Annotated in this window: 15 protein-coding genes; 8 read left to right on the top strand and 7 right to left on the bottom strand. The window is 46.9% G+C overall.

The window, feature by feature from the left end; all coding sequences use genetic code 11:
• The first annotated feature begins 5 nt into the window (after positions 1–5).
• From pssA to E0698_RS16885, 4 genes are all read left to right on the top strand, one after another.
• Positions 6–530, top strand: a complete 525-nt coding sequence (pssA, locus tag E0698_RS16900; protein ID WP_044645397.1) for a CDP-diacylglycerol--serine O-phosphatidyltransferase — start codon at positions 6–8, stop codon at positions 528–530.
• Positions 531–536: 6 nt separating this feature from the next.
• On the top strand, positions 537–1,031 hold the full coding sequence (locus tag E0698_RS16895; RefSeq protein WP_192512297.1) for a DedA family protein: 495 nt from the start codon (positions 537–539) through the stop codon (positions 1,029–1,031).
• A gap of 86 nt (positions 1,032–1,117) precedes the next feature.
• A complete protein-coding gene (psiE, locus tag E0698_RS16890; protein WP_134911291.1) occupies positions 1,118–1,534 on the top strand; it encodes a phosphate-starvation-inducible protein PsiE in 417 nt (138 codons plus the stop codon).
• Between the two features lie 56 nt (positions 1,535–1,590).
• Positions 1,591–2,598: an AI-2E family transporter gene (locus tag E0698_RS16885; RefSeq protein ID WP_149095677.1), complete on the top strand. Its 1,008-nt coding sequence runs from the start codon at positions 1,591–1,593 to the stop codon at positions 2,596–2,598.
• Between the two features lie 121 nt (positions 2,599–2,719).
• Here E0698_RS16885 and E0698_RS26995 read toward each other — a convergent pair whose 3' ends face one another.
• Positions 2,720–2,881, bottom strand: a complete 162-nt coding sequence (locus E0698_RS26995) for a hypothetical protein (protein WP_238354038.1) — start codon at positions 2,879–2,881, stop codon at positions 2,720–2,722.
• Positions 2,860–2,964: a hypothetical protein gene (locus tag E0698_RS27510; protein WP_335338617.1), complete on the bottom strand. Its 105-nt coding sequence runs from the start codon at positions 2,962–2,964 to the stop codon at positions 2,860–2,862. Before E0698_RS27510 ends, E0698_RS26995 begins: the two co-directional genes overlap by 22 nt.
• A 114-nt stretch (positions 2,965–3,078) precedes the next feature.
• Here E0698_RS27510 and E0698_RS16875 point away from each other — a divergent pair, with 114 nt between their 5' ends.
• Complete coding sequence (locus E0698_RS16875) at positions 3,079–3,645, top strand: NADPH-dependent FMN reductase (protein WP_134911289.1); 567 nt, start codon at positions 3,079–3,081, stop codon at positions 3,643–3,645.
• Between the two features lie 97 nt (positions 3,646–3,742).
• On the opposite strand, the gene E0698_RS16870 is transcribed toward E0698_RS16875, so the two are convergent.
• The 3 genes from E0698_RS16870 to E0698_RS16860 all read right to left on the bottom strand — a co-directional run bounded on the left by E0698_RS16870 (position 3,743) and on the right by E0698_RS16860 (position 6,804).
• Positions 3,743–4,666 carry a ketopantoate reductase family protein gene (locus tag E0698_RS16870; protein ID WP_192512296.1) on the bottom strand — a complete coding sequence of 308 codons (924 nt, stop codon included), beginning with the start codon at positions 4,664–4,666 and terminating at the stop codon, positions 3,743–3,745.
• On the bottom strand, positions 4,666–5,538 hold the full coding sequence (gene panB, locus E0698_RS16865; RefSeq protein ID WP_192512295.1) for a 3-methyl-2-oxobutanoate hydroxymethyltransferase: 873 nt from the start codon (positions 5,536–5,538) through the stop codon (positions 4,666–4,668). Before panB ends, E0698_RS16870 begins: the two co-directional genes overlap by 1 nt.
• A 384-nt stretch (positions 5,539–5,922) precedes the next feature.
• Entirely contained in the window at positions 5,923–6,804 is an 882-nt protein-coding gene (locus E0698_RS16860; protein ID WP_192512294.1) for a metal-dependent hydrolase, read from the bottom strand.
• Between the two features lie 130 nt (positions 6,805–6,934).
• Here E0698_RS16860 and E0698_RS16855 point away from each other — a divergent pair, with 130 nt between their 5' ends.
• The 3 genes from E0698_RS16855 (at position 6,935) to E0698_RS16845 (ending at position 9,094) form a co-directional block, all read left to right on the top strand.
• On the top strand, positions 6,935–7,306 hold the full coding sequence (locus E0698_RS16855; protein WP_192512293.1) for an MmcQ/YjbR family DNA-binding protein: 372 nt from the start codon (positions 6,935–6,937) through the stop codon (positions 7,304–7,306).
• A gap of 170 nt (positions 7,307–7,476) precedes the next feature.
• Entirely contained in the window at positions 7,477–8,103 is a 627-nt protein-coding gene (locus E0698_RS16850; protein WP_134911285.1) for a nitroreductase family protein, read from the top strand.
• Between the two features lie 40 nt (positions 8,104–8,143).
• Positions 8,144–9,094, top strand: a complete 951-nt coding sequence (locus E0698_RS16845) for a ring-cleaving dioxygenase (RefSeq protein WP_192512292.1) — start codon at positions 8,144–8,146, stop codon at positions 9,092–9,094.
• A 93-nt stretch (positions 9,095–9,187) separates the two neighbouring features.
• Here E0698_RS16845 and E0698_RS16840 read toward each other — a convergent pair whose 3' ends face one another.
• Both E0698_RS16840 and E0698_RS16835 read right to left on the bottom strand, forming a co-directional pair.
• The gene (locus E0698_RS16840) at positions 9,188–9,643 is read right to left on the bottom strand and encodes a MarR family winged helix-turn-helix transcriptional regulator (protein WP_192512291.1); all 456 of its coding nucleotides are present in this window, start codon (positions 9,641–9,643) and stop codon (positions 9,188–9,190) included.
• 511 nt (positions 9,644–10,154) lie between these two features.
• Entirely contained in the window at positions 10,155–13,517 is a 3,363-nt protein-coding gene (locus E0698_RS16835; protein ID WP_192512290.1) for a DEAD/DEAH box helicase, read from the bottom strand.
• Positions 13,518–13,579: the final 62 nt, after the last annotated feature.

The following is a 13,579-nucleotide window of genomic DNA, read 5'->3' as shown; positions in this document are numbered from 1 at the left end:
GCAGTATGAAATGGAATTGGTTGCCTTCACTATGCACGATGGCAAATCTGGGGGCAGGGGTACTATCCCTGTTTTACACGATTCATGAACAATATACGACCGCTTTTATTCTGATTATGGTGGCTGCTTTGTGGGATGTGCTAGACGGTTTGCTGGCAAGGCTGCTGCATTGCTCCAGTGATTTTGGCAAGCAGCTCGATTCGCTGGCGGATGTGGTCTCATTTGGCGTTGCCCCTGCTTTCTTGACCTTGTTCTACCAACTGGGAGGTACACATTGGATGGGGCCGCTTGTGGCTGTTTTGTTTGTGATATGCGGTGCAGTGAGGCTGGCAAGATTCAACTTGATGGCTTTTAGTACAGGCTTCGTAGGTATGCCAATTACGGCTGCGGGTGTTATTTTGTCCTTTATGTTTTTATGGAGTGAGCATTTGCGACCCGAATTATTGCTTGGGCTCATGGTAGTGCTGTCTTTCCTGATGATTAGCCGTATTCCGTTCCCGTCCTTCAAAAAAAAACCGATCAGGAGGTAGCACCCTATGGAATGGGCTATGAGCATGATTACACATTACGGGTACATTGCTATTTTTGCACTTCTTGCTCTCGGGATTATCGGCCTTCCGGTTCCAGATGAAATTATTATGATCTTTGTCGGCTATCTGTCCTCCATCATGGTACTGAATTATTCAATGTCTGTGCTGGTCAGCTTTATCGGGGCGATGACAGGTATGATGATCAGCTACACGCTCGGCAAAAAGCTGGGACAGCCTTTGGTGGATAAGCACGGCAAGTGGGTCGGGCTGACACCGAAGCGGTTTGCAAGGGTGAAGGGGTGGTTTGCACGCTTCGGGCTGTGGACCATTCTGGTCGGTTATTTCATTCCGGGCGTCAGGCATGCGACAAGTTACTTGTCTGGAATAAGTGCAATGCCTGTTCGAAAATATATGCTGGTGGCAAGCGCAGGCTCACTCGTATGGACCCTTGTTTTTATTTCGATTGGTTATATTACCGGAGCAAATATACACTTTCAATAAGGTTACACCAAAAGTAATGTAGCATTTTTCATGTATTCCGCCGATAATATAATAAAGAAACTGTACAACCAGTGAGGGGATCTGTAGTGAACGGTTTTATGAAGCATATTGAAAAATTACCTAGTTTTCTGCAAATGATCTTGAATATCTCGTTGTTTTTGGTCGGACTGATTTTAAGCTTCTTGCTGCTGAGAGAAACATGGTCCATCTTTTCCTATGTTTTTTTGTCTACAGAGTCGGATAAGAATTACTATGAATTCACTGAGGAACTGCTTGTATTTTTCTTGTATTTTGAGTTCATTGCATTAATTGTTAAGTACTTTAAAACCAATCTCCATTTTCCCTTGCGTTATTTTATCTATATCGGTATCACGGCCGTCATCAGGCTCATTATTGTAGATCACGATGATGCCAAGAACACATTTTGGTGGTCCATTGCCATCCTGGTCATGGTAGGTTCTCTATTGATCGCTAACAGTAAATTGTTAAAAAGAGAAAGCTGATCGTTAGGACAGATTACAAGGTTGACAGTCAAGTGGGAAAGAGGGAATAAAGACGAATGGTAAGAAACTGGATGAATCATGCGGGCGTCAGGCGGGTAGCCGTCCTTGCGATAATCGTTTTGCTGTTGTTTATGTTAAGAAGCATGATGAATATTATGTTGTTAACACTGCTGCTTACGATCCTGATCGGCAGTATATATAACGGAGTGAATAAGCTGGTCAAGCGGTTCGTCAATGTGCCGTCAATGGTCGTGCTGCTACTGGTGTATGGGCTGCTAATCCTGATTATGGTGTGGGGCGTTTACCGAATGGTGCCGCTAATCAGCGTACAGGTCAAGCAGGTGTATCTTATGATTCAGCAAGCGTATTTGCACCCTAATCTTAATCAATGGAATGAAACGATCATTGAGTTTATGGATACGTTGAATGTCCAGCGGCTATTTGAGCCGGGCTTGAATGCAGTGATGAAGGTCAGTCAATTGGGAACACAACTGCTGGTCTCGATTATTTTGAGCTTATTCTTCCTGATGGAAAAATCCTATATTACACGCTTTACAGCAACGTTTGTGGATAGCAAGCTGGGTTGGTTTTTCAAGGAAGTGGGCCATTTTGGTCGTATGTTCCTGGGCACGTTCGGGAAGGTGCTGGAGGCTCAACTGCTGATTTCACTGATTAACTGTATCTTGACCACGATTGCGCTCTGGATTATGGGCTTTCCTAATCTGCTGGGTCTTGCGCTCATCATATTCGTGCTGGGATTGGTCCCGGTGGCAGGTGTGTTTATCTCGCTGGCGCCGCTCGGTCTGATTGCTTTCAGTGTCGGCGGCATTCAATATGTCATTTATCTGGTTATTCTGATTGTGGTGATACATGCCATTGAAGCCTATTTCCTGAATCCGAAGCTGATGTCTTCCAAAACCAATTTACCGATCTTCTTTACCTTTGTCGTATTGATTTTCTCTGAACATCTGATTGGAATTTGGGGCTTGATTGTAGGTATTCCGCTGTTTGTTTTCTTCCTCGATCTAATTGGGGTAAAACGCAAGCAAGAGAAGGATACTTAACTCAGCGCCACAGATTCCACCCTTGTATATAAGGCCATTGGTTTATCACAAATGCCTGCGAAACCGCAGGCATTTTTTTATTGCCCTTTTATGCATAGGAAGGATCGCTGACGCTGCATTATCATGCAGGAGGTGTCCAACGGTACGTTTCGCTTTCTTGGGAATAATGAATACCGTCAGGGTAGCTAATCAGTTCAATGATCGTTCCCCAGGGTGATCTTCCATATACAAACTGGTTACGTGCTCCTGCTTCAATTCCGGTTAGCGCATGTGGAGGGGACAAGAGTGTTCCTCCGGCTTGTTGAGGGCATCATAGCAGATGTCGGCCCCGAAGGCGTCCTGTAAAAAGGTCGTCGCCTGTTCCACGTCAGGTACCGTGATTCCAATATGGTCGATTCCGCGTTCTCACCTACTTTTTAATTCTCTTGTTAGCTATAGTACACTGAATATGCAAGATTAGATCAAGTTAAAAGAAATGAGATGATACGGATGGAACAGAAAATTAAAGTATTGGCTATATCGGGTAGCCTTCGTCAAAAGTCCTCCAATACAGCGCTTATGAAGGCTACTATAGGGCTGGCTTCTGAAAATATGATGTTCACAGTCTATGATGGATTGGGGGATCTTCCGCATTTTAACCCTGACTTGGATGTAGATGAGGGGCCAGCTTCCGTAAGAGAGCTACGGGAACAATTGAAACAAGTGGATGGAGTGCTGATCTGTACACCGGAATATGGGAATGGTGTGCCGGGTGCTTTGAAAAATGCTTTGGATTGGCTCGTATCTTCAGGTGAGTTTGTAAATAAACCTACAGCGGTCATTAGTGCATCACCGTCTCCTATGGGCGGCAATCTGGCGCATGCCTCGCTGCTGCTCACATTGCAAATGATCAATGCAGAGATTGTGGAGAATGGAAAGGTTATTATTCCCCATATCACCTTGAAGCTAAATCAGGAAGGTGAAATTACAAACGCTGAAACTAGGCAGGAGCTAGAAGCATTACTTCAAGGGCTTGAGCAAGCTTGCTTAAGCACAGGAACTCTTTAGATTTTTAAAGTTTAATAAAAGCAGCGGCAGTCTAAGATTTCATTTTCACCTTCGAAGCTGCCGCTGCCCCCTTTTAAATGACTTTAAAGTTTGAATTTTAGACGGTGACTAATAAGCTCTCGTATACCTTTAATCGGGCATATACCGTTTCGAGTATGGGATAAACAGTATTACTGGCAGAAGCCAATGCAAGAAGTGAACCATGCAGGTGACTGGCTTCAATCGGAAGCTTTTTATACATATCACGTTGCATGGATGACATCATCTCTGGTTGTAAGGACTCCATCGTTTTCAGTGTATGAGCTTCCATCTCTGAATCAATCGGCATCCCTGCGTTGCGAGCAAGTGTGACAATCTCATGCAGCAACTTTTCGTATATGGCACGTGACTCTGCCGTGGCAAGTATAGTCCCAACCGGGGCATCCATCAGTGTTGTAATTCCACTCAAGCTGGCAATAAATATATATTTCTGCCAAACTTCACGCTGAATATCCTGACTTCGTGCCACTGTGAAGCCTGCATGATCGAGATGATTAAGCAGTATTTGTGTACGCTCTGATTGCACTCCGTTCCATTCACCGAAGACGATACGGTGGAACGGACTTGTCTGAACAACAGAACCATCATGATCCAGCGTAGTTTCAATATAACAAAGTCCGCCCAGCACTTTTTCAGAACCGAATTGCTTGCGCAAAAAGTCAAAATGTTCGTAACCATTAAGTAACGGAAGAATCATGGTATGATCACCGACATAAGGCTCAAGATCGAATTGCAATTGGGGAAGATGATACGCTTTGACCGAAATGATAATACAGTCGAACGGCTCGGCAGCTTCACCATTTGTAATAGCACGGATTGGCGTCTGAAAATTCCCATGAACACTTTTAACAATTAGACCGTTCTCTTTCAACTGAGATTTTTTGGAAGGACGTACGAAGAAGGTCACGTCTTCTCCTTTTTGAACAAGAAGTCCCCCGAAATAGCCTCCAATCGCCCCTGCACCTACAATCAGAAATCGCATTATAGGGTCCCTGCCTTTCCTTTTGCATTCCCGTATAGTCCTTCTACTACGTTCTCATCTGCCTTAAAAACATGCTCCTCGCCCGGAAAAGAACGATTCTTCACATCTTCGACGTATTGCCCGACGCTGTTGCGAATCAAAGTACCTATATCTGAATAGGTTTTTACGAACTTTTTCTCTCGGTAAGGAGCTGAGTATTGCAGCATATCATGATACACCAAAACCTGGCCATCACAGTATCTCCCCGCACCGATGCCAATGACCGGAATAGATACCTCTCGGGTAATGCTCTTCGCCACTTCCTCTGTCACCAGCTCCAATACGATGGCAAAAGCTCCCGCTTGCTCCAGGGCCCGGGCATCATTTAAAAGGCGCTCAGCGGCCTGTGAGTTTTTACCTTGAATGAAGTATCCGCCGATTTGATGCACAGACTGTGGTGTAAGTCCGATATGCCCCAGCAGTGGGACGCCGGATTGAACAATTCGCTTCACGGTGTCGCAAATTTCCATGCCCCCTTCTAGTTTCACGGCATGGGCATGTCCCTCTTGCATGAGCCTGCGCACATTAGTAAGGGCTTCTTCACTACTCCCGTAGTACGTCATAAATGGCATATCCGCGACAATAAAAGTATGTTCCGCACCGCGCACGACAGACCGTGTATGATAGACCATATCGTCCATAGTGACGGGCAGTGTGGAGTTATAATTAGATAGCACATTACCTACGGAATCACCAACAAGGATGATATCGATCCCGGCTTCCTCAGCCAAACGAGCAGATGGATAGTCATACGCCGTAATCATACTTATAGGTAAACCTTCTTGTTTCATTTTCTTCAATTGCAGAATATTAAGTGCTTTCGAGGTTGCCATGGTTGCATTCAATCCTTTCCCTACCTTTGTTTTAGATCACAAAAAAAACCTTTCAGCACATGGCCGAAAAGGTCCGAAAGGCAAAAAAAGAGTCAATTTGCGACCGTTCTTTTGTCTCGGTCCTTGCGGATCAGAGCAAAATCCAACGAGTTCACCTCCATAGGCTCACACATCTACATATTGAATTACACTAACTAGAGTACCATTCGAATGTATCGATACAGCCTCTCACGGAAGTATACCAAAATATAGGGCTGTTGCATAACATTCTCTACTATATGAACAAAACAAGCCCCTCCAACTTCCTATTCGGAAGTGAAAGGGCTGTCAGCTTGGCAGATACACTAAATGAAATATCGCTAAATCTTTAGGACGTGTATGAGGTCACGGACGGTCGATAGATTCATATAGAAAGGATTGACCCTCCCGATAGAAACGCGGGTCATATACGCCCAGACGCTGTCCGTCGTCTACTACAACCACGAAGGGCGACCATTGCACAAGCGTTTGCGCCTTCGGATTGCCAGCAAACAGCGAATCCAGATTGGCCTCATCCTTGGATGGCAGCATTGCCACCGTGTGAAAGCCTGTCCAGAGGGAGCCTTTGCTCAAGGTGACCACGGAGTCTTTTTTGCTAATTACCGTAAACACACCGGGTACAAAATCGGCAGATAGCGCTGCCTGCTCATAAGATGCTTGTGTCTTTTGCTGGTGCAGAATCAGCATACCTTGGGCAGTCTGGACGGCGAAATGCAGCGCCATCAGCACCCATACGATCCGGTAGACAGCCATTGAGGATATCCGGGCAGAACGCCGGAAGCGGACATAGAGGAATCCCGCCAGCATCAACGCCCATAGAACAAGGTCCACAATCGGAATCGTTCCGAAGGTCACTCTCATCTGCGAGAAAGGCTCAAAATACCCTGTGCCCCAAGCGTTAAACAGGTCGCTCGTATCGTGAATGAACACAGCTAGCAGGGCTATTCCAAACCACCGCCAGCCGGATTGTCGGAAGAGCAAGCGCACCAGCAAGGCAATACATGCCGCCCATACGGGAACGAGGAACAGCGAATGGGTAAGACCCCTGTGCCACATCTGGTATCGCCCCGACACATCCCACAACGTAGAAATCACATCTATATCAGGGATTTGCGAGCCAATAACAGTAGTGAATAGCAGTGCGCCCTTTTGCTTGCGCGTCATGTCCGGCTTCTTGACTGCGCCGTATAAGGCCAAGCCGAACAATGTATGTGTAATGGTATCCATAATGACTCTCCTTTTGGCACAGATACCCTAATTGTAGCATGGACGTGGTGTATTTGAAGAGCATGAAGGTGATATAATAGGGCACAAATAGGTTCATAGAGCGATGACTAGAGCAGAGGAGAGAAGGCTAATGTACGAGCAAATTGTAACGTATGGTCTAAGCAAAAAAGAAGCGATAGAGGATTACCCTTTTGGTCCTGAGCCACTGGTGCTGAAGGTGGGAGGCAAAGTATTTGCTCTCCTGAGGCAAGCGAACGGTATTTGCGAAGTATCTCTGAAATGTGATCCGATTATTGCGGAAAACCTGCGTGAGCAAAACAAGGCGATTAAGCCAGGCTATCATTTGAATAAAAAGCATTGGAACACGGTAACGGTTGATCCTACCTTCCCATTAGAGGATTTGTATAGCATGATTGACCATTCGTATGAGCTAGTGTTCAAAAGCTTGACCAAAGCGCAGCGTGAAGCGATTACGATGAGAATACGGGCAGCTGATCTGTGAAAGGTGTGTTTGACGATGATTCTATGTAAAATCCTTCTCATACGCGCTACAGGGTTAAGTACATATTTACTAACAATTTTTATAGTTTTACTTGACAGAAAGGTTTCGAAGATATATTCTTAATTTAAAGATAATTTATTTGAGAATAATATCGAGGAGTTGAACTGAACATGAGCGAACTGGTGAATATTATTCAAGAGAGAAGATCAGCTTCTAAATTTATCCCTGATGTTACAATAGATGCAAAAGAACTGGAAGAGATATTCCAGCTGGTGAAGTTTGCTCCATCGGCTTTTAATTTACAGCATGCACGCTATATCGTGGTACAGGATTCGGATACGAAACAAAGACTGCATGATGAGGCAAGTAAACAGTATAAAATATTAACGGCTTCGGCGACCATTGTGGTACTGGGGGATACAGAGGCTTATACGAAAGTAGCTGACCTCAATGAGGGATTTCTGAACCTGGGCGTCCTGAGTAAGCAGGAGTATGACAGCACGGTGGAATCGGTAACCCAGTTTTATCGCGAGCGGGGACCTGTTTTCCAAAGAGAAGAAGCGATCCGCAATGCCAGCCTGTCTGCCATGCAGTTCATGTTGATTGCCAAGGACAAAGGATGGGACACTTGTCCGATGATCGGTTTTGACCCGGAGAAGGTACGGGAAGTATTGAATATTCCAGAAAATTTCGTGCCAGTTATGCTGATTACTTTGGGTAAAGAAGATGTATCTGGTCAGCGTGCACGTGGATACCGCAAGCCGGTTGGACAATTTGTCAGCTACAACGGATTTTGAAATTTATAATATATGAGACTATCCAAAGGAGTGATTGAACATGTCATTGAAAACCGCAGGAATTCACCATATCACGTCCTTTGCAGCAGACCCGCAGGGTAATGTAGATTTTTACGCAGGCGTGCTTGGGTTGAGATTGATTAAAAAGACGATTAATTTTGATGCTCCTGAAGTATATCATCTGTATTTTGGTAATGAAGAAGGCAGCCCGGGAACGATCATTACCTTTTTTCCGGCTCCGGGTACACGCAAGGGCAAGCTCGGAGGCGGGCAGGTAGGAATTACAACGTATGTAGTGCCGCCGGGCACTCTGGATTATTGGGAAAATCGCCTGCACAGCTTGAAGGTATCCTTCACAAAATCAGCTCGTTTCGGCGAATCATTTATTCAGTTTCAGGATAATGAAGGCTTGCGTCTTGAGCTGGTGGAGCGGGAAGAAGGCCCGGCCAACACGTGGACGGCAGGCGGCGTGCCAGCGGATAAAGCGATCAAGGGCTTCGGCGGCGCAGTGCTGTTCAGTGCTAATTCCAAGCATACGCAAGGCGTGCTGGAGAACATCCTGGGAATGACTCCCATCGGAGAAGATGCAGATGCAGGCTACATCCGCTATCAGGCGACTGGAGATTTGGGCAACCTGATCGACATTCCAGTAAAAGATGTGCCGTGGGGTAACGGCGGCGCGGGTACAGTTCACCATATCGCCTGGCGTGCGCAGGATGATGCAGAACATCAGGTGTGGGACGAAACGGTTCGCCAGCATGGCTTTGGGACAAGCGGCATTGTGGATCGGCAATACTTCAATGCTGTATACTTCCGGGAGCAAGGTGGTATTTTGTTCGAGATTGCGACCGATCCACCCGGCTTTACCGTGGATGAGGAGCTGAACGAATTGGGGCACAAGCTGATGCTGCCAGAGTGGTTTGAGCCTCAGCGTTCCGTGATTGAGTCTAATCTGGTTCCCATTGAAGTTAGAGTATTGAAGCAGGATTAACAAAAGGTCCAATTGCAGGGTGTTTCTACCGCAATTGGACCTTTTGTTTTGGATTTTTTCAGTGGCATCTTGCTTTATGACATCTGTATGGGGTTATCCCTCAATGTAGGTTTTGTTCAGCCTTACTAACAGCTCCCCGAATTTTTCCTGTTCCTCATCTGTCCAGCTCTCCAGCATTTCGCAATACCGGGCTACTCTCATTTTCTTGTCTTTCAGCAACAGTTTCTTACCCAGCTCCGAGATTTCAAACAGGCTGACGCGCCCGTCCGAAGGGTCGGATAGACGGCGAATCAGTCCCTTGGTTTCCAATGCGGCCGTTTGTCTGCTGACGGTAGAAATATCGAGCAGAAACATATCTGCGAGCGTTTTTACACGAGTGGGGCCATACTCCATGAGCTGCCTCAATAGCAGATACGTGGCGCGCTCCAAAGTGCCGATTTTGTGTTCAGACTGATCAATGTATACTGCGCGGCGTATAAATGTTGTTAACTCATACTCAATAAGCTCCACTGCTTTATTCCCGTGAGAATCATGAAGAGGATGGTTCATTGCAAGTTCCTCCTTAATGTGGTAGTTCATCAGAATGTTGGAATAGTTATAATTTTAAATAAATGATTGATATGAAATTTTATAGTTGTACAATACAAATAAATATGGTTGCATCGAACAAGTAATTATGGATTATCTAAATTCTTATATAAATAAGGTTTTTTGGAGAGCTTCAACAACAAGAACATTTACGAATCCACATTGTTAATGTACAGCATCATTCAAATTAATCCACTATACTCAACTATGCAAGGTCCGTGGAATGTACCATTTCACGGGCTCTGGCTATGGTTTGAACATTGAAAAATATCCCCAGTCATTTCAGGTTGGAGGGATTGTGAAGAAAGAGGGACGGTCATTACTGATCGGGTGGTTTGTCTGATCACAAAAAATAACCTGCACAGCCGCGTGAGCCACACGGCGATGTGCAGGTAAGAAACATGAGAACATAGAATTCTTTCAGCGTCAGGCGGTATGATCCAGAAGTCTCTTCTATGAAAAATGACGCAGCCTAGATCATTAACAGTTCACGAATCTCCAGCTCAGTCAGTGCCGAAAGGGTTTCTTGTCCCGGTTGGATGACCTGATCGATGAGATTTTTCTTTTTTTGCTGTAATTCATACATCTTGTCCTCTACCGTACCTTGCGCGACGAGACGAATCACCTGCACGACTTTTTTCTGGCCCATCCGGTGTGCGCGATTGGCAGCCTGTTCCTCTACAGCTGGATTCCACCACAGATCATACAAAATGACGGTATCTGCTCCGGTGAGATTCAGGCCGGTTCCTCCTGCTTTCAGAGATATCAGGAACAGATCGCGTTCTCCTTCATTAAAACGGCTGCACAGCTCCACGCGTTCCAAAGCAGGAGTCTGCCCGTCTAGATAAAAGTAGGGCACTCCTTCCTGAGCAAGCTCACGTCCGATCAATTGAAGCATCGTCGTGAATTGTGAAAAGATGAGCATCCGTTTGCCCGAACTAAGGCATTCCGTAACGATCTCAAGCAACTGCTCAAACTTGGCTGAGCTTCCGGTGTAGCCCTCAATGAACAAGCCCGGATGACAACAGAGCTGGCGAAGCCGGGTCAGACCCGCAAGGATCTTGATCCTGTTTTTCTGGAAGCCTTCCTCATTCAGATGCTTTAATGTCTCATGCTGGAGCTTGGCCAGATAGGCCGTATACAGCTTCTTCTGATCCGGCAGGAGCCGCGATACCTGAACGGATTCGATTTTTTCCGGCAGCTCCTTCAGGACGTCGCTCTTGAGGCGGCGCAGCAGAAACGGTCGTACCCGCTTGGCGATCACATCCCGGGTGAGATTGTGAAATGCTCTTTTGCCACCGGGAAATAGCTCGGGAAATACAACATCGAAGATGGACCATAGCTCTTCCAGTGTGTTTTCCACCGGCGTTCCAGTAAGGGCAAAACGATAACGGGCTTTTACATCCTTCACGCTCTGTGCCGTTTGGGTGGCATGGTTCTTGAATGCCTGCGCCTCGTCCAGAATCAGCGTGTGGAACGATAGCTTGCCGTACAAGTCCGTATCCCGACGCAGCAGAGGATAGGAGGTGATGATGACATCATACCGGGCTGCGTCCCTGATGATCCGACTGCGCTCATCCGTGTTACCGTCTGCAATAGCGACGCGGATATGGGGTGCAAACTTCTCCAGCTCATTCCGCCAATTGTACACCAGTGACGCAGGGGACACGATCATGGCTGGAAGCTGCTGATTGCGGATTTCTGGCAGCACAGAGACGAGGAAGGCGATACTTTGCAGTGTTTTGCCCAGTCCCATATCATCTGCCAAAATGCCCCCGAAACGGTAATGCGCCAGCGTCTTGAGCCATTGAAAGCCGTAGACCTGATAATCTCTCAGGATCGGAGCGAGTGTATCGGGTACTGGAAAGTCGAGATGATCGGGATTACGAATATTCTCCAGCAGTTGGCGAAACGTTTTGCCCAGCGTCAGATTCTTCCCTTGATCATGGGGATCTATTAAATACAGTCCTTGCGTAACGGGTATGCGAATTTGTGCGGCATCCAGGTCGCTTTTGCGAATTCCCGTTTCGTTCATGAACCGGATCAGTTCCTTGTATTCCTCAGTTTCCAGCGGCAGCAAAGCACCATTCGGCAAGCGGTGATATCTTCGCTTTTCCTCCAATGATTTTAGCAGCAGGCGGATTTCGGATTCCGGAATGCCTTCGATATCAAATTTAAATTCAAGCCAATCGGTACGTTCGTCTAGCTCTACTCGTACCTTCGGGGTGGGCAGGGTGTTGTTTACTTTCGATTTAACAGCACCTGTGGCATACACCTCTACCAGCTTTTCCAGCTGTGGCACCGTATGATATAGAAAATCATATTCCGCATCCTCATCTTCCATAACATATCCACTGTCTGTCTTGGCGAAGGAGCTATGCTCCATCAGATCCAAAATTTGTTGTTCCTGCTCCCCATCCCGTATCAGAATACGCTCGTTGTCAGGCTTCCGCTCGTCGGTTTCCAGTGGGTTCACGATGATTTCCCCGTATTGGAACTCCAGTCCTGCCAGCAGCTTGTCTCTTACACGATCCAGATATAGCTTCGCCTTCAATGGCTGCTGTGTGACCCGCTCAGAGACAGACCGTGTCATATGGACACGTCCAAGCTTCGTCAACCCGGGGACAACCTTGTCCATAAAAGACTCCATCTGTTCCGGTGCAATCTGAATTTTCCGCTTGTGGTGGACTTCCACCATCCGTTTTAGCTCGGACAGACGCCGCAGCGGATCATCCTTCTGCTTTACGAGCTTGCCATTGGCAATGACGATGCCGTAGTCCTCCATAATGGTTAGATCAGCCAGTCCCTGAATGCTTAGCTGGTAGCCTTCGGTTTCAGCCTCGGCCTTGTCGAATTCAAATTGCAGCGGCAGCATGTTGCCTGACTGAGGGATGCCCTCGGTTGTGTTTCCATGAATCTCAAACTGGACGCCCTGTGCTGCTGCCAGCAAGGGGAGCAGCTTTTCCCAGGCCGCAGGTGGAATGAGCAGCATCCGTTCTCCACTCATGTGGCTGCCAGAGGACGAATATGTGCCCGAGGTTTCCCGGATCATCCGCTCATTGCGGCGAACTTGAACCAACTGCTGGAGAATGGCATCATGTTCAAGCCGAAATCGGTATAACTGAGGCTGGTATGAAAAGTTTCTCGTAAACATGTAGCTGTCGCCACGATCAATGCTGTCGAGAAACGAACGGATTTTCTGGACAATATACAACCGTTTGGGTCCGGCTTTCATCTCTATGCCAAACATGTACTTCTGGTAGCCGTAGGCAAAGGGACGGATCACAAACTGAAAATCCAGAATAGCGCGAGTATCCAGCAGCGTAGGGGTGCTGCGAAGCGGCTTCTTGCTGCTGAATAGCTCTAGCATACTGTCGGTCAGTTGGAGGTCACTTTGCGTGATGCCAGAGAAGCGTGCGGTCCGGGCGTGATCATGCTGAGCATCGGCAGCGGTGTAGGTTCCGTCTTTCTCAGTTCCTTTTACTGAATCCGGGGTCATGCCCGAATGGAGTCTGGAAGCATAAGAACGTACAGACAGGCTTTTTCCGTGCAGCATTTCATGGGCGTTAATGAGAACGGCAGCAATATGCTTACAATACTGTCCGGTGGTCTGATATGTGTTACAGGTGCATTCCGCGCGGATACTGCCGTTGGGGCGGATCATAGCAGCAACGGCATAAAAGCGACTGCCTTTGACCGTGGCCTCATACACACCATCATCATGATCTATTTGCGTAAAGGCCACTCTTTTGGCCCGATAATAGGCGTCCCCGTCGTCATAAGCGGCTTGACTGCATAGCTGTCTAATGACCCGCCGGGTAAGTTCAAAGCTCATGGTTCGCAATCCTCTCCTGAGTCATTCCGTTTTCTTTTATGATAACAGAACAGGCGTGATCG

This window comes from Paenibacillus sp. 23TSA30-6 (assembly GCF_014858585.1).
Taxonomy (GTDB): domain Bacteria; phylum Bacillota; class Bacilli; order Paenibacillales; family Paenibacillaceae; genus Paenibacillus.
The sequence above is the reverse complement of the archived record's forward strand: the minus strand, read 5'-3'. Positions and strand labels throughout refer to the sequence as shown.